18 protein-coding genes and 1 tRNA gene are annotated in these 21,193 nt (G+C 69.1%); 10 read left to right on the forward strand and 9 right to left on the reverse strand.

Annotated elements, in window-relative coordinates; genetic code table 11:
- Positions 1 to 5 precede the first annotated feature (5 nt).
- Positions 6 to 581: a TetR/AcrR family transcriptional regulator gene (locus tag ACK8HH_RS04645; protein WP_006897701.1), complete on the reverse strand. Its 576-nt coding sequence runs from the start codon at positions 579 to 581 to the stop codon at positions 6 to 8.
- A 164-nt stretch (positions 582 to 745) separates the two neighbouring features.
- Here ACK8HH_RS04645 and ACK8HH_RS04650 point away from each other — a divergent pair, with 164 nt between their 5' ends.
- Positions 746 to 2,230, forward strand: coding sequence for an MFS transporter (locus ACK8HH_RS04650; RefSeq protein ID WP_062368021.1), 1,485 nt, complete (start codon positions 746 to 748; stop codon positions 2,228 to 2,230).
- 100 nt (positions 2,231 to 2,330) lie between these two features.
- Here the strand turns inward: ACK8HH_RS04650 and ACK8HH_RS04655 are convergent, their stop codons facing one another.
- A complete protein-coding gene (locus ACK8HH_RS04655; RefSeq protein WP_006897703.1) occupies positions 2,331 to 3,308 on the reverse strand; it encodes a ribose-phosphate diphosphokinase in 978 nt (325 codons plus the stop codon).
- A 90-nt stretch (positions 3,309 to 3,398) separates the two neighbouring features.
- Positions 3,399 to 4,952 carry a bifunctional UDP-N-acetylglucosamine diphosphorylase/glucosamine-1-phosphate N-acetyltransferase GlmU gene (gene glmU / locus ACK8HH_RS04660; protein ID WP_412475579.1) on the reverse strand — a complete coding sequence of 518 codons (1,554 nt, stop codon included), beginning with the start codon at positions 4,950 to 4,952 and terminating at the stop codon, positions 3,399 to 3,401.
- A 201-nt stretch (positions 4,953 to 5,153) separates the two neighbouring features.
- Between glmU and ACK8HH_RS04665 the strand changes: the two genes are divergently transcribed.
- The 7 genes from ACK8HH_RS04665 (at position 5,154) to ACK8HH_RS04695 (ending at position 12,857) form a co-directional block, all read left to right on the forward strand.
- Entirely contained in the window at positions 5,154 to 5,642 is a 489-nt protein-coding gene (locus ACK8HH_RS04665) for a DUF2975 domain-containing protein (protein ID WP_006897705.1), read from the forward strand.
- Position 5,643: 1 nt separating this feature from the next.
- On the forward strand, positions 5,644 to 5,850 hold the full coding sequence (locus ACK8HH_RS04670; RefSeq protein WP_006897706.1) for a helix-turn-helix domain-containing protein: 207 nt from the start codon (positions 5,644 to 5,646) through the stop codon (positions 5,848 to 5,850).
- A gap of 158 nt (positions 5,851 to 6,008) precedes the next feature.
- Complete coding sequence (locus ACK8HH_RS04675; protein ID WP_412475580.1) at positions 6,009 to 6,662, forward strand: TetR/AcrR family transcriptional regulator; 654 nt, start codon at positions 6,009 to 6,011, stop codon at positions 6,660 to 6,662.
- A 263-nt stretch (positions 6,663 to 6,925) separates the two neighbouring features.
- Positions 6,926 to 6,996: transfer RNA gene (locus ACK8HH_RS04680), tRNA-Gln, on the forward strand.
- A gap of 218 nt (positions 6,997 to 7,214) precedes the next feature.
- The gene (locus ACK8HH_RS04685) at positions 7,215 to 8,243 is read left to right on the forward strand and encodes an alpha/beta hydrolase (RefSeq protein WP_412475581.1); all 1,029 of its coding nucleotides are present in this window, start codon (positions 7,215 to 7,217) and stop codon (positions 8,241 to 8,243) included.
- Positions 8,240 to 10,921 (forward strand): AMP-binding protein, encoded by a 2,682-nt coding sequence (locus tag ACK8HH_RS04690; RefSeq protein ID WP_278126422.1) that lies wholly within the window; start codon positions 8,240 to 8,242, stop codon positions 10,919 to 10,921. Before ACK8HH_RS04685 ends, ACK8HH_RS04690 begins: the two co-directional genes overlap by 4 nt.
- Positions 10,896 to 12,857 carry a glycosyltransferase family 2 protein gene (locus ACK8HH_RS04695; RefSeq protein WP_231650287.1) on the forward strand — a complete coding sequence of 654 codons (1,962 nt, stop codon included), beginning with the start codon at positions 10,896 to 10,898 and terminating at the stop codon, positions 12,855 to 12,857. Before ACK8HH_RS04690 ends, ACK8HH_RS04695 begins: the two co-directional genes overlap by 26 nt.
- A gap of 35 nt (positions 12,858 to 12,892) precedes the next feature.
- Here ACK8HH_RS04695 and ACK8HH_RS04700 read toward each other — a convergent pair whose 3' ends face one another.
- Entirely contained in the window at positions 12,893 to 13,729 is an 837-nt protein-coding gene (locus ACK8HH_RS04700) for a 2-amino-3,7-dideoxy-D-threo-hept-6-ulosonate synthase (RefSeq protein ID WP_006897711.1), read from the reverse strand.
- A 46-nt stretch (positions 13,730 to 13,775) separates the two neighbouring features.
- Between ACK8HH_RS04700 and ACK8HH_RS04705 the strand changes: the two genes are divergently transcribed.
- Complete coding sequence (locus ACK8HH_RS04705; RefSeq protein ID WP_412475582.1) at positions 13,776 to 14,549, forward strand: arylamine N-acetyltransferase family protein; 774 nt, start codon at positions 13,776 to 13,778, stop codon at positions 14,547 to 14,549.
- Here the strand turns inward: ACK8HH_RS04705 and ACK8HH_RS04710 are convergent.
- Positions 14,540 to 15,745 carry a 4-hydroxybenzoate 3-monooxygenase gene (locus ACK8HH_RS04710; RefSeq protein ID WP_412475583.1) on the reverse strand — a complete coding sequence of 402 codons (1,206 nt, stop codon included), beginning with the start codon at positions 15,743 to 15,745 and terminating at the stop codon, positions 14,540 to 14,542. The genes ACK8HH_RS04705 and ACK8HH_RS04710 overlap by 10 nt on opposite strands.
- 167 nt (positions 15,746 to 15,912) lie before the next feature.
- Here ACK8HH_RS04710 and ACK8HH_RS04715 point away from each other — a divergent pair, with 167 nt between their 5' ends.
- Positions 15,913 to 17,040, forward strand: coding sequence for an LLM class flavin-dependent oxidoreductase (locus ACK8HH_RS04715; protein ID WP_412475584.1), 1,128 nt, complete (start codon positions 15,913 to 15,915; stop codon positions 17,038 to 17,040).
- Between the two features lie 62 nt (positions 17,041 to 17,102).
- On the opposite strand, the gene ACK8HH_RS04720 is transcribed toward ACK8HH_RS04715, so the two are convergent.
- Genes ACK8HH_RS04720 through ACK8HH_RS04735 form a run of 4 tightly spaced genes read right to left on the reverse strand, consistent with a single transcriptional unit; the run spans position 17,103 to position 21,126 of the window.
- The gene (locus tag ACK8HH_RS04720) at positions 17,103 to 18,311 is read right to left on the reverse strand and encodes a 3-dehydroquinate synthase II family protein (protein ID WP_006897715.1); all 1,209 of its coding nucleotides are present in this window, start codon (positions 18,309 to 18,311) and stop codon (positions 17,103 to 17,105) included.
- A 48-nt stretch (positions 18,312 to 18,359) separates the two neighbouring features.
- A complete protein-coding gene (locus ACK8HH_RS04725) occupies positions 18,360 to 19,241 on the reverse strand; it encodes an ABC transporter permease (RefSeq protein ID WP_412475585.1) in 882 nt (293 codons plus the stop codon).
- Positions 19,238 to 20,086 carry an ABC transporter permease gene (locus tag ACK8HH_RS04730; protein WP_412475586.1) on the reverse strand — a complete coding sequence of 283 codons (849 nt, stop codon included), beginning with the start codon at positions 20,084 to 20,086 and terminating at the stop codon, positions 19,238 to 19,240. Before ACK8HH_RS04730 ends, ACK8HH_RS04725 begins: the two co-directional genes overlap by 4 nt.
- Positions 20,083 to 21,126 carry a daunorubicin resistance protein DrrA family ABC transporter ATP-binding protein gene (locus ACK8HH_RS04735; protein WP_045539504.1) on the reverse strand — a complete coding sequence of 348 codons (1,044 nt, stop codon included), beginning with the start codon at positions 21,124 to 21,126 and terminating at the stop codon, positions 20,083 to 20,085. The genes ACK8HH_RS04730 and ACK8HH_RS04735 overlap by 4 nt, the downstream gene beginning before the upstream one ends.
- Positions 21,127 to 21,193: the final 67 nt, after the last annotated feature.

Genomic DNA, 21,193 nt, shown 5'->3' on the forward strand with positions numbered 1-21,193 from the left:
TGCGATCAGCTCTGCTGGGGCCTGAGCCCGTCGGCCACCAGGGCGATCGAGCCGCGGGCGTGGTCGGAGGTCTCGCTGAGAAAGGCGATGCCGGTCAGTACGCGCAGGATGTCGACCGGATCCACGTCCTCGCGGATGGTGCCCGTTCGCCGTCCTTCGCTGAGGAACCGGACGAGTGCCGCGATCAGATTGTTGCGTGTCTCGGTCCGGAAGTCGGTATCCGAGGCCAACAGCGGGCGGATCGCGTCGGGGACGGCGCGATGGGTGATCAGCATGTCGACGAACCTGGTCATCCAGCCCTGCAATGCGGCGTGGGGCGTCGGCTCGTCGGTGAGGAAGTCCTCGGTGGTGTCGCAGAGGGTGGTGATCCGGTGCCGATAGACGGCCTCGATCAGGTGCGCGCGTGTGGGGAAGCGGCGGTAGAGCGTGCCGATCCCGACGTCGGCTTCCGCCGCGATGAGGGTGAGCGGGGCGTCTGCGCCCTCACGATCGATCACCGTCGTCGCCGCTGCGACAAGACGGTTGTAGTTGGCCTGCGCGTCTGAACGCAGGCGGGTCCCGGGCTCGGGTGCGGCAGGCACGTCGGTGTCCCCCGTTCCTCGTTCTCGTCGTCGCCGGTGTTGCAGATACGACAGTAGCCGCTCTCGCATTGCTATCCGGAGGACCCTCCGGATAGTGTGTGGACACACTCCTCGCGAGCGGGCACCGACCCGCTCGCATTCGTATCGGATGAGGTCGTTCTTAGATGGTTGAACAGAAGACGGGCCCGGAGGCCCTGGAGAAAGCGCCGGCCACCGGCGCCGTCGTAGCGGTCCTGGCGTTGGCCGGCATCGTCGTCTCCTTGATGCAGACGCTGGTGATCCCGATCATTCCGCACCTGCCGGAGTACTTGAACGCGCCGGCGTCCAATACCGCGTGGGTGATCACCGCGACACTGCTGGCAGCGGCGGTCGCGACGCCGGTGATGGGACGGCTGGGTGACATGTTCGGCAAGCGGCGCATGATGCTGGTGAGCATGGGCATCATGATCGTCGGTTCGGTGATCGGTGCGCTGAGCACGTCGGTGGTGCCGATGATCGTTGGACGAGCTCTGCAGGGTCTCGCGGCGGGTGTGATTCCGCTCGGCATCAGCGTGATGCGCGACGTGCTGCCGAAGGAGAAGTTGGCCGGCGCGGTCGCGACCATGAGTGCATCGCTGGGCGTCGGCGGTGCCTTCGGGCTTCCGCTGGCGGCACTGATCGCCGAGTACGCCGATTGGCACTGGCTCTTCTGGGTGTCGGCGATCATGGGTGTCGTAGGCGCGATCGCTGTCGTGATCGTGGTTCCGGAGTCGCCGGAGAAGTCGGGCGGCGGCTTCGACTACGTCGGCGCCGTGACGCTGTCGGGCGGTCTGCTCGCGCTGTTGCTCGCAGTCTCGAAGGGCGCCGATTGGGGCTGGTCGAGCGGCACCACCCTCGGCTGCTTCGCCGCAGCGATCGTGCTCTTCATCCTGTGGGTGAGCTGGGAGCTGCGCAGCTCGCAGCCGATCGTCGATGTCCGCGTCGCCGTCCGCCCGCAGGTGCTGTTCACCAACATCGCCTCGATCGTCTTCGGTTTCGCGATGTTCGCGGCGAGCATGGTCTTCCCCCAGGTGGTCCAGATGCCGGAGGCCACCGGCTACGGTCTCGGCGGGTCGATGATGGTGGCGGGCCTGGTGATGGCGCCGTTCGGCATCATGCTCCTGCTCGCGGCACCGCTCTCGTCGTGGCTGACCAACACCTTCGGACCGAGGATCACCCTGATGGTGGGCGCGATCGTGGTGGCGTTGGGCTACCTGCTCGGCGTCTTCGCCCTGCACTCGATCTGGCAGCTCATCGTCATCGGCATCATCATCGGATTCGGAACCGGACTCGCCTACGGTGCGATGCCCGCGCTCATCATGGGAGCGGTTCCGCCGTCGCAGACCGGTGCGGCGAACAGCTTCAACACGCTCATGCGTTCGCTCGGCACGTCCTTCGCCAGTGCGCTGGCGGGTGTGATCGTCGCGCAGATGACCATGACGCTCGGTGGCGTGGCAGTGCCGTCGGAGAGCGCGTTCCGCTGGATCATGGCGCTGGCCGCCGGCGCCGCCGTGGCCGCGCTGGTGCTGGCGTTCTTCATCCCCGGACGGTCCGACGCTCCGGGTGGCGCGGCGACCGGATCGGAGGAGACCGTCGACGTCGCGATCGAGGGAATCGAACAGACCGTCTGAACGGGCGGGTCACGCCGCTTAGACGAACGCGAGACGCCATGGCCGGTTTCCCGGGCCATGGCGTCTCGCGTCGTGTCTTTCGCGTCGTATGCGGTACTGGTCAGGCGTTCCCGTTGAACAGGCTGGTGACCGAGCCGTTCTTGAACACCTCGAGGATGGTCTGCGCGAGCAGCGGTGCGATCGACAGGACCGTCAGGTTGTCGAAACGCTTGTCCTCGGGGATCGGCAGCGTGTCGGTCGCGATGACCTCCTTGGCGCCGCAGGTGGCGAGGCGCTCGGCGGCGGGATGCGAGAACACGCCGTGCGTGGTGGCGATGATGACGTCGCCGGCGCCGGCCTCCTTGAGAACCGACACGGCGCCCGCGATGGTGCCGCCGGTATCGATCATGTCGTCGATCAGCACGCAGGTCTTGCCCGCGACCTCACCGACGACGCGGTTCGACTTGATCTGGTTGGGGACGTCGGGGTCGCGCGTCTTGTGGACGAACGCCATCGGAGCTCCGTCGAGCGAGTCGGCCCACTTCTCGCCGACCTTCACACGGCCGGCGTCCGGAGACACCACGCAGATGTTGTCGGTGCCGTACTTGTTGCGCACGTACTCGGCCAGCTGACCCTGGGCGTGCATGTGGTCGACGGGGCCGTCGAAGAAGCCCTGGATCTGGTCGGTGTGCAGATCCACCGTCACGATGCGGTCGGCGCCCGCGGTCTTGAGCAGATCGGCGATCAGGCGCGCCGAGATCGGCTCGCGGCCGCGGTGCTTCTTGTCCTGGCGTGCGTACGGGTAGAACGGGATGATCGCCGTGATGCGCTTGGCCGAGCCGCGCTTGAGCGCGTCGATCATGATGAGGGTCTCCATGACCCACTGGTTCATCGGGTACGGGCAGCTCTGGAGCACGAAGGCGTCGCTGCCGCGGACCGACTCCTCGAAGCGGACGAAGATCTCGCCGTTCGCGAAGTCGCGCGCCGTCTGCGGGGTGATGTGAACGCCCAGCTCGTCCGACACGGCCTGCGCCAGTTCGGGATGTGCCCGTCCGGCGAACAGCATGAGGTTCTTCTGATTGTCGGTCGTCCAAGTCATGGGTGACTCATTCTCTCCTAGGCGGTCGGCTTCTGTACTCGGAGTGTGAGCGCCGGGGCGGTTCGTGGCCGCCGTCGGCGCAGGGTGACGCTATTCGGTCTGCTGGGTGTGATCGTGCTGGGTGTGATTCTGCTGGGTGTGATCGTGCTGGGTGTGATTCTGCTGGGCGGCGCGGGCGGCGTCGGCGGCAGGGGTGCCGGGGCGCTTGGCGATCACCCAATCGGCGATGTTGCGCTGGGCGCCCGCCGACACCGCGAGGGCTCCCGGCGGCACGTCGTCGCGCAGCACGGTGCCCGCGCCCGTGTAGACACCGTCGCCGATCGTGAGAGGGGCGACGAACATGTTGTCGCTGCCGGTGCGGCAGTGCGAGCCGATGACCGTCTTGTGCTTGGCCACGCCGTCGTAGTTGACGAAGACGCTCGACGCGCCGATGTTGGTCTTCTCGCCGATCTCCGCATCGCCGACGTACGTTAGGTGCGGGACCTTGGTGCCCGCGCCGATCTGGGCGTTCTTGGTCTCGACGAACGTACCGATCTTTCCGTCTGCGCCGAGGACCGTGCCGGGTCGCAGATACGCGAACGGGCCGACGGCGGCGCCGGGCCCGATCTGCGCGTCGGAACCGTGGGTGCGGATCACCGCAGCTCCCTCGCCGACGGTCACGTCGGTGAGCGTCGTGTCGGGGCCGATCACCGCGTCGTCGGCGACGGAGGTCCGGCCGCGGAGCTGGGTGCCCGGCTCGACGCGCACGTCCCGGCCCAGCGTGACGTCGACGTCGATCCAGGTGGTCGCGGGGTCGACGACGGTGACGCCGGCGAGCATGTGCTTGCGGACGATCCGGCGATTCAGTTCGGCTCCGAGATCGGCCAACTGCGCGCGGTCGTTGCAGCCGGCGACCACGCTCGGATCGGAGACGGTGAGTGCGTGCACGGCCCGGCCGGCCTCGCGCGCGATGCCGACGAGATCGGTGATGTAGTACTCGCCCTGCACGTTGTCGGTGGACAGACTGGTCAGGCCGGTCCGCAGCATGTCGGCGGCGAACGCGTAGATCCCCGCGTTCACCTCGGTGATCGCACGTTCGGTCTCGGTCGCGTCCTTGTGCTCGGTGATCGCCAGGACGTCCGACGACGCGATGTCCAGGCCGGGACCGCCCGCCCGGACGATTCGTCCGTAGCCGGTGGGGTCGTCGGCGATGAAGCTGGTCAGCGTGACGGCGGCCGGTTCGCCCGCGTCGTCGCGCAAGTGTTCGGCGACGAGCGCGGACAACGTGGAGCCGTCGAGCAGCGGGGCGTCGGCGACCGTGACCAAGACGGTTCCGGAGAAGTCGTCGGGGAGTCCGGTCATTCCGGCGCGGGCGGCGTCGCCGGTGCCCAACGGCTCATCCTGAACGGCGACGGTCACCGGCCTCCCGAGTTCCTCGGCGATCTCTCCGATGGCGGCGGTGACCCGCTCGCGTTCGTGACTGACGACGGCGACGAGGTGATCGGGGTCGAGTTCGGCGGCGCCGTGCAGTGCGTGGCCGAGCAGGCTGCGTCCGCCGATCTCGTGAAGGATCTTCGGGGTCTTCGACTTCATCCGGGTACCGGCACCCGCCGCCAGCACAATGACGGCGACTTCTTCGTTCGACTGGGCCGGTCGTCCGGTCATCCGAGTCCCTCCGCATCTCAAGGTCGCGAGCGTCGACGCACTCCTGCAGAGCTTTCCATCCCGCGGAGGTACGCCGGGGCAAATCCTACGCAGCCGGTGCGGTCAGGTGTTATTCGGCGAGGTGCGCAGTGGCGTGCGCGACAGTGCGGTGCGCCGTCATTAGCTATTGAATTTCGATAGATTTCCGTCGATAATCGACACATGGACGGTGCTGTCACACTCGCTTACTGGCCCTTGCGGGCGACCTTGGTGCTGCTGTTCGCGGGGGTCACCGTTCTGCAGACGCTCTCGTTTCCCGGACAGTTCCGCTATCGCGAGAGCATCGGCGAGATGACCGGAGGCGAACGATGGTCGGCGACCTTCCTGGTCGGCTACGAGTTCCTGTGCCTGCAGGTCGTCCTCGTTGCGACATGGATGCTCCTCGGTCACGTCCGTCGCGACCGGATCTTCGACCGATCGTCGTTCCGGTGGGTGGACACGATCATCTGTGCGGTCGCCGCCGCGGGTCTCGTACCCGCCGGGCTGTTGGCGGCGTTGGCGCTGTTCGGAGAGCTCGACGATCCCGGCCTGCCTTTCCTGCTGACCGTTGTCGGACTCGGTTGCCTGCTGCTCGTGCTGCTGATGGTGGTGATGAGATCGCTGCTGCGCCAGGCGACGACGCTGCGTGCGGACATGGACGCGGTGATCTGAATTGGCCATCGTCGTGCGCCTGGATGTGGAGTTGGCGCGTCGCAAGATGAGCGTGGGCGAGTTCGCCGAACGCGTCGGCCTCACGCCGGCCAACGTCGCGGTTCTCAAGAACGGCCGCGCCAAAGCGGTGCGATTCTCGACGCTGGACGCGATCTGCCGTGTTCTCGACTGTCAGCCCGGGGATGTCCTGCAGTGGGTGGACGACTGACGGTGCGCGGTCGCCCATCGGCCCATATGAAACAACGGAGCGACACTTGCAACACGGCGTCGCCGGGGTCGGACGCCTCGGGATTCGGAGCATGGGGCGGTCGTCCGATGCCGTAGCGTGAAGGAGTCGGGTAGGTACTGGAGAGGAGTTGAAGGCCAGTGGTGATCCCTGCGGCCGGGCGGGTCGAGGCCACGCTCTTCGAGCGTGCGATGCAGCAGGCGGTGCAGACCGACACCGTCGAGACCGACCGGACGCGGACCAGACTGCTCGACGCTGCGTATGAGCAGTTCTGTGAAACGGGGATCGGGCGCACGTCGATGGAAGAGGTAGCCCGACGTGCCGGGACGGCTCGGATCACGATCTACCGCAAGTTCGCCACCAAGGACGCGCTCGTCGACGCGGTCATGGTCCGCGAGTTCCAGAACTACTTCATCGAGTTTCTCGACGTCATGGCGCAGGCGCCGACCCCGGCCGACCGTGTGGTCCAGGCCTTCGTGACGTCGTTGCGGACCATCGGCGGCAATCCGCTGATCCGAAAGCTGCTCGAGACCGAGCCGGCGATGGTGCCCGGCTTCGTCGGCGACGGTCGTACTCTCACCGTGGTGCGCGACTTCGTAGCGCACCAGATCCTTCGCGAACAGACCGCAGGGAACATCCCCAAGCGGGTGCGGACCATACCGGCTGCCGACCTGGTGGTCCGGATCGCGGGGTCGTTCCTCACCATCCCCAGTGACCTCATGGACTACGACGACATCGGCGAGCTCTCGGATTTCGCGCGCGAGTTCCTTCTTCCGGTGCTGGGTCTCAAGTAGCCGTCGCCCGGTGCGCGCCGGAGGGTGGGTCAGTGTCGCGGATCGGTGATTCCGGTGGTACGACTTTCTGCCGGATGTACCATCCGGTTGGGTCGCATCGATCGGTGCGGTCGGGTGCCGGAGTGCGGCGAGGGGTGGTTCTCCGGCACCCCGGGGCGAGTGGCGGAGAGGTGCGAGAGCCCGTGGGGTCAGCGTTGGTGGCGGCGTGGTGCCCGGCGTGGTGGTGTGCGGTGGGCCCTGTGGCAGAATCGTCTCCGCGGCAATCCGCCATGGTGTAATGGCAACACTCCTGATTTTGGTTCAGGCATTCCAGGTTCGAGTCCTGGTGGCGGAGCAACGCCGGCGGCAGTGATCGCGCCGACGGCGGCCCGTATCTTTCCCGTCGCCGGGTTCTTCGGCGGACTCCAACGGCGTCGGACCCGCGTCGGACCAACCGTGTCGAACGTCAACTGCGTCGAACTCCGACTTCTCTTCGCCTGCTCGTGCTCGCCCTGTTGTTCTTGGGACGCCGCATGCGTCCTGCGCTCTCTATTAGGTTAGTCTTACCTAGCTATGAGGAAGATCAAGCGGGGCCGGTCCGGCCGAATCCGAGTCGCCGCGATGGCGACCGCGGCCGTGACGGGGCTGGTGACAGCGGTTTTCGCGGTAGCGCCGACAGCTATGGCGGCGCCAGTGCAGACGACGGGATCGCTCGTTGCATTGGAACGTCTGGACAAGACGCTGTGGCGGATGACCGTCCACTCGGAGTCGATGAATCGCGACATCCCGCTGCTGGTGCTCCGACCGCCGGTGAATGAGGAGCATGCGCCGACGCTGTACCTGCTCAACGGTGCCGGCGGAGGCGAGGACGGGGCCAATTGGCTGGCGCAGACCGATGCGCTCGAGTTCTTCTCCCGCAAGCACGTCAACGTCGTGATCCCCGAGAAGGGGATCGGCAGCTACTACACGGACTGGGTGTCACGAGACCCGAAGATCGGCCGGCCGCAATGGGAGACGTTCCTGACCCGCGAGCTGCCGCCCGTCGTCGACGACGCCCTGGCCTCCGACGGCCGTCGCGCCGTGGCCGGACTGTCGATGTCGGCCACATCGGTCTTCAACCTCGCGATCGCGCGACCGGGGCTGTATCGGTCGGTCGCGTCGTACAGCGGCTGCGCGCGCACGAGCACACCGGAAGGCGAAGCCGCCGTGCGCGGCATCGTGTACACCGCGGCGGGCGCCGACGCGACCAACATGTGGGGACCGGCCGGTTCGCCCGGGTGGACTCGCAACGACCCGTATGTCAACGCGGCCGGCCTGCGCGGGCTCACGCTGTATCTGTCGAGCGGCAGCGGGCTGCCGGGACGCTACGACACTCCCGAACATCAAGCACCCGGGGCGCCGCCGATCGCCGATCAGATCCTGGTGGGCGGTGCCCTCGAGGCCGCCACGTCGGCATGCACGGCCGCGATGGCGCAGCGCTTGCGGTCGCTGAACATCCCGGCGACCGTGCATCTGCGCCCCACTGGAACCCACTCCTGGAACTACTGGCAGGACGAGCTGCACCGGTCCTGGCCGACGATCGCCGCCGGGCTGGACCGATGACCTCGGCAGAGACCGCGATCCAGCCGAGGCGTGCGGAGTCGCACCTGCAGGCGGTGCGGGATGCGGCCGGCGAGACGGTGGTCGCGCAGTGGCTGGCCGTGGCCGCGGCCCGCGCGGAGGCGGTGGCGGTCCGCACCCCGGACGGCTCGATCACCTATGCCGAACTGGCGGCTCGGGCGCAGGACCGCGGCCGCGCCATCGCCGCCGCGGTACCCGACCGCGATCGCCCGGTCGCGGTCGAGACGGAGTCCGACATCGATTCGGTCGCCGCCATCCTGGCGGTGTTGTGCTCGGGCCGGCCACTGGTGCTGCTCGATCCCTTTCTGCCGGACGACCGACGAGGCCACATTCTGGAACTCTCCGGCGCGCGGGAACTCAGCCCGGCCGAGATCCGAGCGCTCCCGGCCGCGCCCGAACCGGTTCCCGAGCCCGCACCGGGCGACATCGCGGTGCTCATCTTCACGTCGGGATCGACGGGGCGGCCGAAGGGCGTCGCCCACACGCAGCGGGGCTGGACCAACCAGGCGCGCGACGGACGGGAGTTCATGGGTCTTCGCCCCGACGACCGAGCCGCAGTGCTTCTGCCGTTGAGCTTCGGGGCCGGATTCGACTGCCTGGTGATGACACTGATCAACGGTGCGACGATGCTGCTCTGGGACGTGCGGAGGCGCAGCGCCGCCGATCTGCGCGACTGGCTCGATCGCGAAGCGGCCACCACCGCGCACGCCACTCCGTCGCTGTTGCGCGCCTGGCTCGCCGGAAGCCCCGGCGCTGATGGCGCCGGCAGGACGGGCGGGCTCAACGACCTCCGGCTGTTGTCGGTGTGCGGCGAGCCGTCGCACCACAGCGACGTCGAACTCGCACGCCGCACCGTCCTGTCGAGAGGCACCTTCTGCTGTTGGTCGGGGTCGTCGGAGACCGGCGACCTCGCCTTCAACCTGTTCCCGCGCGATCGGGCGGTGGTGCCCGGGCCGCTGGCCGCAGGCACGCCGGCAGCGGGCAAGCGCATCCGGATCGTCGGCGACGACGGCGACGATGTGCCGGTGGGTCAGACCGGCGAGATCGTCGTCGAGTCCCGGTATCTGGCTGCCGGCTACCACCGCGATCGGGCGCTGACCGCCGATCGCTTCGTCCGCCTCGACGACGGTCGCACCCGCTTCTACACCGGCGACCTGGGCCGATTCGACGAGACCGGCGACCTCCTCCTTCTCGGCCGGCTCGATGACGCGATCAAAGTGCGCGGCTACCGAGTCGAGCCCGCCGAAGTGGAGTTCGCGCTGCGGCAACTGCCGTGGGCGGTGGACGCCGCGGTGGTCGCCGATCGCGACGCCGGCGAACTCACCGGCTACCTCGCCGTGGATCCGGCGACGTGGGCGCCCGCGCCGTCGGAAGTACGTGCGGCGCTGCGAGACTCGCTGCCGGAGTGGATGGCGCCGCGGCACATCGTGGTGCTCACCGAGTTCCCGCGCACCGAACGAGGCAAGGTGGACCGCGCCGCTCTGCCGCCGCCTCCCGAACGAGTGATCGAGCCCGTCCGCGGTCCCACCGAAGCCGCACTGGCCGCGCTGTGGTGCACAGTGCTCGGGCTCGACGAAGTGGGCCGGTCGGAGGACTTCACCGCGCTCGGCGGTGATTCGCTCGCCGCCGCACGCATGCTCGCCGATCTTCGCGACCGCTGGCTCGTCGACCTCTCGACGGCCGAGTTCGCCGAGACACCGACGGTCGCGGGCCTGGCGGTGCTGCTCGACGACGCGCACCGCGACCGCGCGCAGACCGCGGCGCGCGGCACGCTGAGCCGGTTGCGCGACGGCACCGGGGTGCCGCTGTTCTTCGCGGCGGGTGCGGGCAGCCCGGCGGCCGCGTTGCTTCCGGTGGTTCGCGAACTGCCCGGCGACGGTCCCGTCTACGGGCTGCAGGCACACGGTCTCGAACAACGCGGCCGCGCCGACCGTTCGATCCGCGCCGCGGCCCGCCGCGCCATCCGGGAGATCCGTGCCGTGCAGCCCGCCGGACCGTACCGGTTCGCGGGCTACTCGTACGGCGGCTTCGTCATGCTCGAGGCGGCCGCGATCCTCCACGGACGGGGTGAGCGCGCGAACGTCGTTCTCATCGACACGCTGTTCGAGCCGGAACTGCGCGCTCGTCTCGCCGCCGGCCGGGACGGTGATGCGGTCGCAGGTACTGCGGACACCGGCGACACGCTGCCGCTGCCGGATCGGCGGACCACCGGCACTGTCACTGGCGCTGCGACTGTCACTGCGTCTGCTGTGCCGCCGGCGCGCGGTACCGGGGCCCGGAGGCTCTCCGCCTGGAACCGTGCCTGGAATCGCGCCGCGATGAGATTCCTGGTCGCCACCGCCGGACTGTGGCGGCTGCCGGCGACATTGCAGTGGACGGTCTTCTGGGATCTGGGACGAGCGTTGATCCGACAGCACCGGCCCACGCCGTACCCCGGGTCGGTCACGATGATCGCCGCGGAATCGAACCCCGACGACCCCGCGACCTGGTCACTTCTGGCGACCGGGGGCGTCACCGAGGTGCGTGTGCCGGGAGATCACCATTCGATGATGCGTGCGCCCTTCGCGGCCGGCACGGCTGCGGCCGTGCATGCCGCGCTCGCCGCGAACACGGGAGCGGAGGAAGGAACCGGTGATGACGAGTATTCAGATGACGAGTGATTCACCGGTCCCCAAGACTGATCTGACCGTGGCCGCGGTCGTCACGTCCTTCGAGCCGACCGACCGACTGGTGGACGTCGTCCGGCGGGCGGTTGAGCAGGCCGAATCCGTGGTCGTGGTCGACGACGGCTCCCCGTCCCTGACCGACCGTGCCGACCGTGGCGACCTTGAGGAATCCGCTGTGCGGACGATCCTGGACCGGTGCGCCGAGGCAGGCGCGCATGTGGTGTGCGCTCCGCGCAACGCCGGCATCGCCAGCGCGCTGAACATCGGTGTGCGGCGGGCACTGGACGCCGGGGCCGACGCCGTCCTGACCCTCGACCAGGACACGCTGATCGACGGCGACTACCTCAGCCGTGCCCGCGCCCATCTGCATCTGGCGGCCTCGCTCGGACTCACCGAGGTGATGGTCTCGCCCGCACTCATCAACGACGACGTCGCGCCCTTCTGGTTCGCCGAGCGAGGCTTGACGCTCGCCTTCGAACCGCTGCAGTCCGGCCTGGTCGTGACCGCGGAACTCTTCGCCGCGATCGGCCTGTTCGATGAGGACCTGTTCATCGACTGCGTCGAGACCGAGTTCTATCTGCGCGCACGGGAGCGCGGGGCACCGGCGCTCATCGTTCCCGGCGGTCGGATCGAACACAGCCTGGGCCACCGAGCCCGGTGGACGCCGCCGCGTCCGCTGCGCCCGCTCATGCGCCCGTTGATGCGGGAAGGCGCGCGCGGCGGCACAGACGGCGAGGCGATCGAGTTCTCGCAGGACGCGCCGTTCCGCCACTACTACATCGCGCGGAACCGGCTCGCCCTGTATCGCCGCTACGGCCGGCGCGAGCCGCTGTGGTGCGCGGTGTCGATCGCCAAGGACACATTCGTCCGAGGCCGCGCGATGTTGATCGGCAGCCATCGACCGGCGCGCGCGTACCTGACCGCGGCCGGGACCCGCGCCGCGTTGCGCGGGGAGACGGGAAAGATTCCGAAGCGGACACTGCTGCGATCGATGCGGCCCGCCGACCGCGCGCGGGCGATCGGGGAGCGCCCCGCCGAACCCGACCGCGGCCTGCCCCGGCTGGTCTCGGTGGTGATCCCGGTGCGCAACGCGGCCGCGGTCATCGACGAACAGTTGGCGGCGCTCGCCGGGCAGGACTACGCCGGCGACTTCGAGGTGATCGTCGCCGACAACGGGTCCACCGACGGTCTCGCCGACCATCTCGCGGACCACCCGCTCGCCGACCGCCTGCAGTTGCGCCGGGTGGACGCCTCGGCCGGACGCGGTGCGTCCGTGGCCCGGAACATCGGGGTGGAGTCCGCGCGCGGCGACTTCATCGCCTTCTGCGACGCCGACGACCGCGCGCATCCGCAGTGGCTGACCGAGCTGACGGCGGTCGCGCGGACGCATTCGGCGGTCGGCGGCGCGGTGGAGACCGACAGCCTCAACGCCCCGCACGTGCAACGCTGGCGCGGCATGCTGCCGCCGGAGACTCCGTATGAGTTCCCCGGTTTCCTGCGGGTGTCGCCGACGTGCAACCTCGGTGTCTGGAAGGACGTCTTCGCCGCGGTGGGCGGATTCGACACCGCGTACGACCGAGGGGCCGAGGACTCGGATTTCACCATTCGGGTCCAGTTGGCGGGCGGTGTGCTGGGCCATGCGCCGCGGGCACTGGTCGCCTATCGGCTCCGCGACACGCTCAGTGGCCTGTGGAAGCAGTCGGTGATGTGCGGCGAGGGCGATGTCCGTCTGTACTCCGATTACCGCTCGTACGGGCTGCCGCGGCGGAAGTGGTACGGGACACTCGATGAGGTGGCGTACGTGGTGCTGCGGAATCCGTTGCTGCCCACCGCGATCACGGGTGTGTCGACCGGCAGGTGGCTATTCCACGCAGGAAACCTCCTCGGCCGCGTCCGCGGCAGCCTCCGCCACCGCTGCTGGTACGTGTAGCCCGCAGTCGAAATATTTTGGCTCCCGCAACGGTCTCACAGGCCGGTGCGGGAGCCAAAGTTTTCGAGAGGACGGGCGGGGTCGCCGGTGTGCAGCACGTGGGCGAGGGCGGCGGCCACACGGGCCGGATTCCGGGCACCGAAGACGTGCCTGCCGAAACTCAGGCCGGCCACCGACGACTCGGCCACCCGGGTGCCGAACTCGATCGCCGACTCGTCGTCGTGATAGGCGCCGCCGGCCACAACGATCGGCAGCGGGCAGGAGTCCGCGACCGCGTCCATGGATGCGCGATCGCCCGCGTAGTCGAGCTTGACGATGTCGGCGCCGAGATCGGTGGCGATGGCAGCCAGATGCGACAGCGTCGCGACCGACTGGGTTCCCGGAGTCTCGGCCATTCCCCGGTTGTACATCATGGCCAGGAGCGGAATGCCGAGCCGGGCGCACTCGTCGCTGACCACGCCGAGATCGTTGAGTTGCTGCGCCTCCGTGGGCGATCCGATGTTGACGTGGATGCTCACCGCGTCCGCTCCGAGAGCCATCGCCTCCTCGACCGAACCGACCAGGACTTTCGAGGTGGTGTCCACCGACAGCGAGGTGCCCGCGGACAGATGCACGATCAGACTCAGTTCGCGGAAATGAGCCGGATCGATGTGGCGCGCCCGGCCCTTGTGGACCACGAGTGCGTCGGCGCCCGCCTCGGCGAGCATCGCGGCGGTCCAGTCGGCGTGGTTCTTGCGACCCAGTGGGCCGACCGTCACCGAATGGTCGATCGGGACGATCAGCGCACGTCCGGTCGGCGCGGAGAAGATCCGGCGCAGCCGCAGCGTCTTACCGGACAGCGACGCTGTGCGCGGTGGTGCCGAGTGCCTCATCGGTGCTCCTCTCGAGAGTGAATGAGGGTAGCCTATCCTGTGTTGCATGGATCTGTGCGCGAGGGGCGGAATCGCTCGCTATCTGGACCGGATCGGCCTGGACGAGGCCGACCTGCCGAACGGGATCGAAGCGCTGGTGAGCGCGGTGGCCACGGCTCAGCACGCGCGGGTGCCGTTCGAGAACCTCGGGATCCACGCCGGGCGCGTGGTCGGTGTCGAGCCGGCGCGGATCGCGCAGCGCCTCGTGGACGACCGTCGCGGCGGCATCTGTTACGAACTCAACGGACTGCTGCTGTACGCCCTGCGGGCGCTGGGCGTGCCCGCCGTTCTGCACGGTGCGCGAGTGGATTCGGGAGCGGGATTCGGTCCGGCCGACGGTCACGTGGCAGTCGTGGTGCCGGGCGATCCCGCGATGCTGGTGGACGTCGGCTTCGGCGGCGACATGATCCTGCGGCCGATCGATCTCGCCGACCCGGCCGGCCGCGACGTGTCGGCCGGCGCGGCCCGCTACCGGATCGACCCTGCGGTCCGAGAGTTGGATGAGTTCGCCGGGATGGCCCGTTGGCACAGCACCTCCGGGCAGTCGAGGTTCACCGGCTCGGTGATCTGCACGCTGCCGGTCGACGCCGGCCGGCGCACGATGACCGGCCGCATCGACCCCGAGTCCGGCCGGATCGATTACCGGATGATCGAGGTCGACGGCGACTCTCGCCGGGAATACGAGGTCGCGGCGGCGGACGTGCCCGGGCGGCTGTCGGACGTCTTCGGTATCGACGACCCGCGGCCGCCGATGCGCAGTGCGGTCGGAGGTCACCGGTAGCGCCAGTCGGTCGGGAACGGAAGGCCGAGATACACCTCGCCGAGTTCGCGGCGCGCGGTCTCCGACGCCACCCAGCGCTGCAGCCTGGCGCGGCGCAGCGGCCAGTCGAATTCGTCGTCGTGTCGGTGCAGCGCGCTGGTGAGCCGCCAGGAGAACGCCTGTGTCTGCCAGATCCGCTCCAGTGCGGTGACCGAATACGCGTCGAGCAGGTCGGTGCGCCGGTCCGCGTAGTAGCCGCCCAGCGCGTTGGAGAGGACGCACGCATCCGACACCGCGAGGTTGAGGCCCTTCGCTCCGGTCGGCGGCAGGATGTGGGCGGCGTCGCCCAGGAGGAACAAGGAACCGACCCGCATCGGTTCGGTGACCGCGCTGCGCAGGCGGGTGAGGCTGCGCTCGATGATCTCCCCGGTCTCGAGCTCGTCGGCGTCGTCTGCGGCGCTCCGGTGGCGGAGCTCCTTCCAGATCCGTTCGTCCGACCAGTGGGCGAGGTCGGTGTCGTGCGGGACCTGCAGGTACTGCCTCGACAACTGCGGGCCGCGCATGCTGTGCAACGACAGGCCGTCGGGGTGCGCGCTGTACATGCCCTCCTCGGTGACCGGCGTGCTGTGCGCGAGAATGCCGAGCCAGGCGAACGGGTACACGCGCTGCACCGTCCGAACGTGCGGTTCCGCGGTGGCTCGCGCCACCCCGTGGAAGCCGTCGCAGCCGGCGACGAAGTCGGCTTCGACCACGCCCGTCGAGTTCGGAGTCCGGAAATGGACCTCGGGCCGGTCGGTGCCGATGCCTTCGACGGCGACGGCCTCGGCGTCGAAGATCACCGGCGCGGCGCGGCCGGGGAGCGCATCGATCAGATCGCCGACCACCTTCGCCTGTCCGTAGACGAAGGCGTTGCGGCCGGTGTCGGCGTGGAAGTCCAGGTGGTGTGTGGCGCGGTCGAATCGCAGGTAGAAGCCCTTGTGTCGCAATGCCTCCCGGTGGAGGTCGGCGCTGACGCCGAGCTGGTCGAAGACGTCGACGGTGGACTGCTCCAGCACGCCGGCGCGGACGCGCGAACGGACGTGTTCCTCGGAACTCCGCTCCAGCACCACGGCGTCGACACCCTGGAGCGCCAGCATGTGCGCCAGGCTCAATCCGGCGGGGCCGGCGCCGATGACGGCGACTCGGGTGCGGATGCGCTGCGGGGGAGGAGTGTGCACCGTGGATCCTTCGTTAAGTTGGCTAGGCTAACCTATCTTTTCAGACGGCCGTGTCGGTGTTCATGCGGGGTCGGGTTGTTCATGCGGGGTCGGAACGACGCCGCCGGCCGCACATGACCGCACCGACCGGTTGCACCCGTGCCCGACGAAACGACAGGAGTCCCCCCATGCCCGGCAGCCCTCACGGCCCCGGAACGCCTCGCATCCTCTGGTACCTGAACGGGATGGACGGCGAGGTGCCGTGGCAGCCGGAGTATCGCTCGGAGCCCTCGCTGGAGCATCTGCGTTCGGTGGCGGCGACCCTCGACCGGCTCGGCTACTACGGGGTGCTCTGCACGGCTCGTGAACCCATCGCCCTCGTGTCGGCCACCGAGCGGCTGCGATTCCTCGTTCCGGAGTATCCGGGCGCCAAGCCGCCTGCGCTCATGGCCGAGCAGGCCCAGGTCTTCGACCACTACTCGGGTGGCCGGATGATCGTGAACCAGGTCAACGGCGCCGATCCGGTCCTTGCTCGATACGGGCGTTTCGAAGGCAAGGACGAGCGGTACCGGGTGTCGGCCGAGTACTGGGAGACCGTGCGGCGCATGTACTCCGACGATCCCTCGGCGGTCGACGGCCAGTACTTCCGCGCCGGTCCGCAGTACAAACCGTCGATTCCGGGGCCGAGGCAGGAACGGCTGCCCATCTGGGGCACCGGCGCGTCGGCGGCCGGGCTCGAGCACGCGGCGCAGGTGCTCGATGTGTACTTGAGCTTTCTGGCGCACCCCGACGCGCTGGTCCGGACCTTCGACGCGGCTCGTGCCGCGGCGCGCGAGCGCGGCCGCGAGCTGCCCTGCGGCGTGCTGGCCAGCGTGGTGGTCCGCGACACCGACGACGCGGCCTGGGAACGTTTCGAGTGGCAGTTGGCGCAGACCGACGCCGCGGAGATGGCGCGGCTGGCCGATCGGAATCTCCGCTCGTTCGGCTTTCCCGGACTCGACGAGATCGCCTCGGACGACGCTCAGGTGCAGGCGCGGATCGACGCGCTGCGGGCCGGCCGGATCCCCGGCCGCGACGAACTGGAGTTCCTGCCGGGTCTGGCCGCAGGGCTGACGACGTGGACGTCGGGGGAGCCTCCCTTCGACATCGCCGGGAAGGGCTCGGGAAACTATCTGGTCGGCAGTCCGGAGACGGTGGCGGCCACGCTGCGCAAGCTGTCGGCCGAGCTCGGCGCGGACACCTGGATCCTGTCCGGATGGCCGCTCGCGGAGGAGGCCGAACGCTTCGCCGAACAGGTGCTTCCCCTGCTGGGCTGAGGTCGACGCGGTCGGACCGGTTTCGGCTCGACCGCCCCCGTGCCCCCGACCGCCCCCGTACCTCAGCGCTCCTCGCAGAACTCCGTGATCGGCAGTCCGACGTGCCGCGCCTCCGGTGGCACGTAACCGAGCAGCACGTCGCCGGGCTTGAGTTCGGTGACGTTGTTCACCGAACCGCCCGGACCCAGCAGCCGGACGTGCCAGTCGTCCTGCGCGATCACGTTGATGGTCCGGCCGTCGGCCGACCGCGCGTTGATCGAGATCAGCGGTCGCCGTTCGATCTTGACGCGCCCGATCAGCACCTCGCGAGCGGAGCCGTCGCTGCGGACCGCGAGAATCGGCTGTCCGGCGCGCAGTTCGCTTACGTAGCGGGTCCGGTTCTCGGGCGCCAGCACGTACGAGTGCACCGCGCCCGCATTCCATCGGAAGGGCCGGGTCGGCATGTACGGCAGCGGATGGGTCTCGCTGCACGACAGGAACATTCCGCTGGCGAACGAGCCGATCAGGCATCCCTCGTCGAGTTCCAGGAGCGAGCAGGTGTCGATGCAGGCACGCTCGCCCATCCCGATGTGCTCGACACCGGTGATCGTCAGCTCGGCCAGTTCGACGCGCGCCGCGGACGGTTCGAGGACCGCGGCCAGGGCCACGACGTCGTCCGCGTGGCGGGGAGCCAGCAGCAGTCCGTCGGAGCCGTGTTCGAGCACCAACTTCACGATCTCCGCGTCGGTGATGTCGTCGACCACGGTCACGGTGCGACCGCCGGAGTTCTCCGCCGCGGCGATCACGATCTCGAGGGGGATCTTGGTGGGGTCGGTGAAGGTCAGCAGCGTCCATCCGATGCGCCGGACCCATTCGCAGGCCTCGCTGAGCGTGTCGGAATCGCGGACCACGACGTGTACGCCGTCGGCGTGGCTCGGCAGCGTCTCGGGCGTCGCGCGCTCGACGAGGGTCAGGTCGATGCCCTCGGTTCGGGCGCCTTCGGTGCCCTCGGGGGGCACGGTATCGCCCGCGATGAGGATCTTGCGGACGGTCGGCGGCAGGGTGGCGAGGAACGCGGCGTCGTCGGTGAGGATTCCGTCGATGTTGTAGTTGAGCGCCGCGGCCACCACGGCGTCGCGCTGCTGCCCCGACAGTGCGCGCACGTCCACCCAGGCGAAGTGCTCGCCGGTCCGGGTCGCGTCGCCGACCGCGCGCAGCGGCGTCACCCGGTCGGTGACGTGGACGGGCGGCACCTCGACGGGTGCGTCGGTGGTTCCGGTCTTCTTGGGCATCGAACTCTCCTTGCGCAAATATGGCTAGGCTAACCTATTTTGAAGAGATTAACGCGTGGTCGACGCGCGACGATAACCGGCCACTGCGGGCCCGCTGAACGCGGCGAGCAGGCCCACCGACCACGCCGCCGTCGTCAGCGCGGGGCCGAGCACCTGGCCGCCGGTCGAGATCCCGCGGATGGCCTCCACCGCGCAGCTCAGCGGCTGATACTCGACCACCGGCCGCAGCCACGCCGGGTAGGCGTCGGCGGGCACGAAGCCGGTGTTGAAGAACATCGCCAGATTGGTTCCGCCGGCGATCCACTCCACCAGGCGGGACTCCGGCCGGAGCAGTGCGAGGGCGGTGACCATCACCGAGAACGACAGGCCGAATCCGAGTGCGACGGCCAGGATCCCCAGTGCGCCGGGGAGGCCGGTGTGGATCCGGAAACCGATGACGGCACCCACAGCCAGGACGGCGGCCACGGTGATGAGAATCCGCACCGCCTCCGACAGCAGCCGGCCGATCATGGCCGACGCCCGGTGCACCGGAAGCACCCAGGTGCGCGCGAGCAGGCCGGAGGTGCGCTCCCGGCGCAGACCGAGCCCGCTGATCGACGCCCCGGACATCGCACCGATCAGCGCGAACATCGGGACCATGCCGAAGGCGTTCGATTCGCCGGAGTGTGCGCTGACCGGGCGGTCCAGCACCACCCAGAACAGCAGAACCATCAAGGCCGGAAAGAGCAGCGACTGAAGCAGGGTCGCGGGATCGGCGGCTGCTTTGCGGAGGATCCGCTCAGCCTGGATCGCCGAACCCCGCCACAGCGCGTATCCGCTGCGCTCGGGTGCCCATGCCGCTCTCGGAGGGAAGTGGACTATGTCGGTGATATTTATGTCGGTGATGTCGGTGATATCGCTGGCGTCGGGGATCGGGCTTCGGTCGGTCACGGATACGACCGCCGTCTCTGCTGGGCGAGGTAGGCGAGCCCGGAGAAGACGACGGCCAGCGCCGCCAGCCAGATCAGCGCCGGCGCTGCGGTCTCGGCGGTGAGTGAGCCGTCGGCCAGATCGCGCATCGTCGCCGCGAAATGGGAGATCGGCTGGTTGCGTGCGAAGAGTCGCGCCCACTCCGGAAAACTCGACTCGGGTACGAAGCCGGTGGAGAGCAGACCGAGGACCAACTGCGGAAGAATAAGAAGCTGAGAGGTCGCCTCGGGGCCGCGCGCCAGGATGCCGAGCGAGTCCGCGGCCATGGCGAGAACTCCGCCCACGGCGAGCGCGAACAGCACGAAGCCGACAGCGCCCGCCACACCGCCGGAGAAGCCGAAGCCCAGCAGAGCGCCGAACAGCAGCGCCGTCGCGATCGACACCGCCGAGCGGACCAACGAGGTGGTCATGCGGGCGGTGAACGGAACCAGAGCGGCGACCGGCATCGACGACAGTCTGCGGTTCATTCCGCGGAGCTTGTCCAATGCCGAGCGCTGGGCCGCGGCGATGGCGGTGAACGCGACCGCCTGCAGCACGATGATCGGCATCAGGAACTGTGCGTAGTCGACGCCCTGTTCACTCATCACCACCCGGAGCGGCAGGTAGAAGCCGAGTGCGAAGACGATCGGCATCGCGATTGCGACGGCGAACTCTCCTTCGCCGTAGGCCGAACGGACGCCTCGGACGGTCATCGTCAGCCACTGCCGGACGAACCGGTGGTCGTGCGCGATCACCGTCGGGTCGCGTCGGTCGGGCCAGCGGAGCGAAGGCGATCGAGTCCCGGATCGAGTCCCGGATCGGGTCATCGGATCGGTTCCGGTGCGGCGGCCGGCGGGCCGCCGGTGAGGCGCAGGAATACGTCGTCCAGCGAGGGGCTGCGCAGTCCGATGTCACGCAGGGCGACGCCGGCGCCGGCGGCGGCCGCGATCACCTCCGCCATGGTGTCGACCCCGTTCGGCGCGTTGAGCGTGACGGCCCCCTCGGCACTGTCGGCCCCCTCGGCACTGTCGGCCCCCTCGGCACTGTCGGCACTGTCGGCGCCGGACGCGACGTGATGATCGGCGCTCAGCCGGTCCCGGAGCAGCGAGCGCAGGCGGGGTGCGTCGTCGGGGTCGGCGGGGATCGCCTCGCAGAACGTGCCGCCGACGCGTTCCTTGAGTTCGGCGGCCGTGCCCTCGGCGACCACCCGACCGCGGTCGAGGACGACGATGGCGTCGCTGAGCCGATCCGCCTCCTCGAGGTACTGAGTGGTCAGCAGGGTGGTGACGCCGTCCTGCTTGAGCGCCTCCACCAACGACCACACCGCCTGTCGGCTGCGTGGATCCAGACCGGTCGTCGGTTCGTCGAGGAAGACGACCGAGGGTTCCACGATGAGGCCGCAGGCGATGTCGAGGCGCCGACGCATGCCGCCCGAGTACGCGAACACGGGTCGCTTGGCCGCGTAGGTGAGGTCGAATCGTTCGAGCAGGAAATCGGCGCGTTCACGTGCGGCCGCCCGCCGGAGGCCGAGCATCCGACCGAAGAAGACGAGGTTGTCGCGGCCACCGAGCGTCTCGTCGAGGGCGGCGTACTGACCGGTCATCGAGATGGCCTCGCGGACGCCGGCGGGATCGGCGACCACATCGCGTCCGGCGACGGTGGCGGAGCCCGCATCGGGTTCGGTCAGGGTGCACAGGATGTCGACGACCGTCGTCTTGCCTGCGCCGTTGGGGCCGAGGACGCCGAGGACCGATCCGCGCGGAGCGTTGAACGTGACCCCGTCGAGGGCCCGGACGTCGCCGAACGACTTCGTCAAACCGTCGACGCGAATCGCCGCTTCGACCGCCGGTTCGTGAGGTCCGAGCATCCGATCACCTGCCTGACATCGATGGAACGTACCGGGCGCGTCATCGTCCTCGACCGGTGTTAAGGTT

Source organism: Gordonia sp. LUNF6, assembly GCF_047041125.1.
GTDB lineage: Bacteria > Actinomycetota > Actinomycetes > Mycobacteriales > Mycobacteriaceae > Gordonia > Gordonia sihwensis.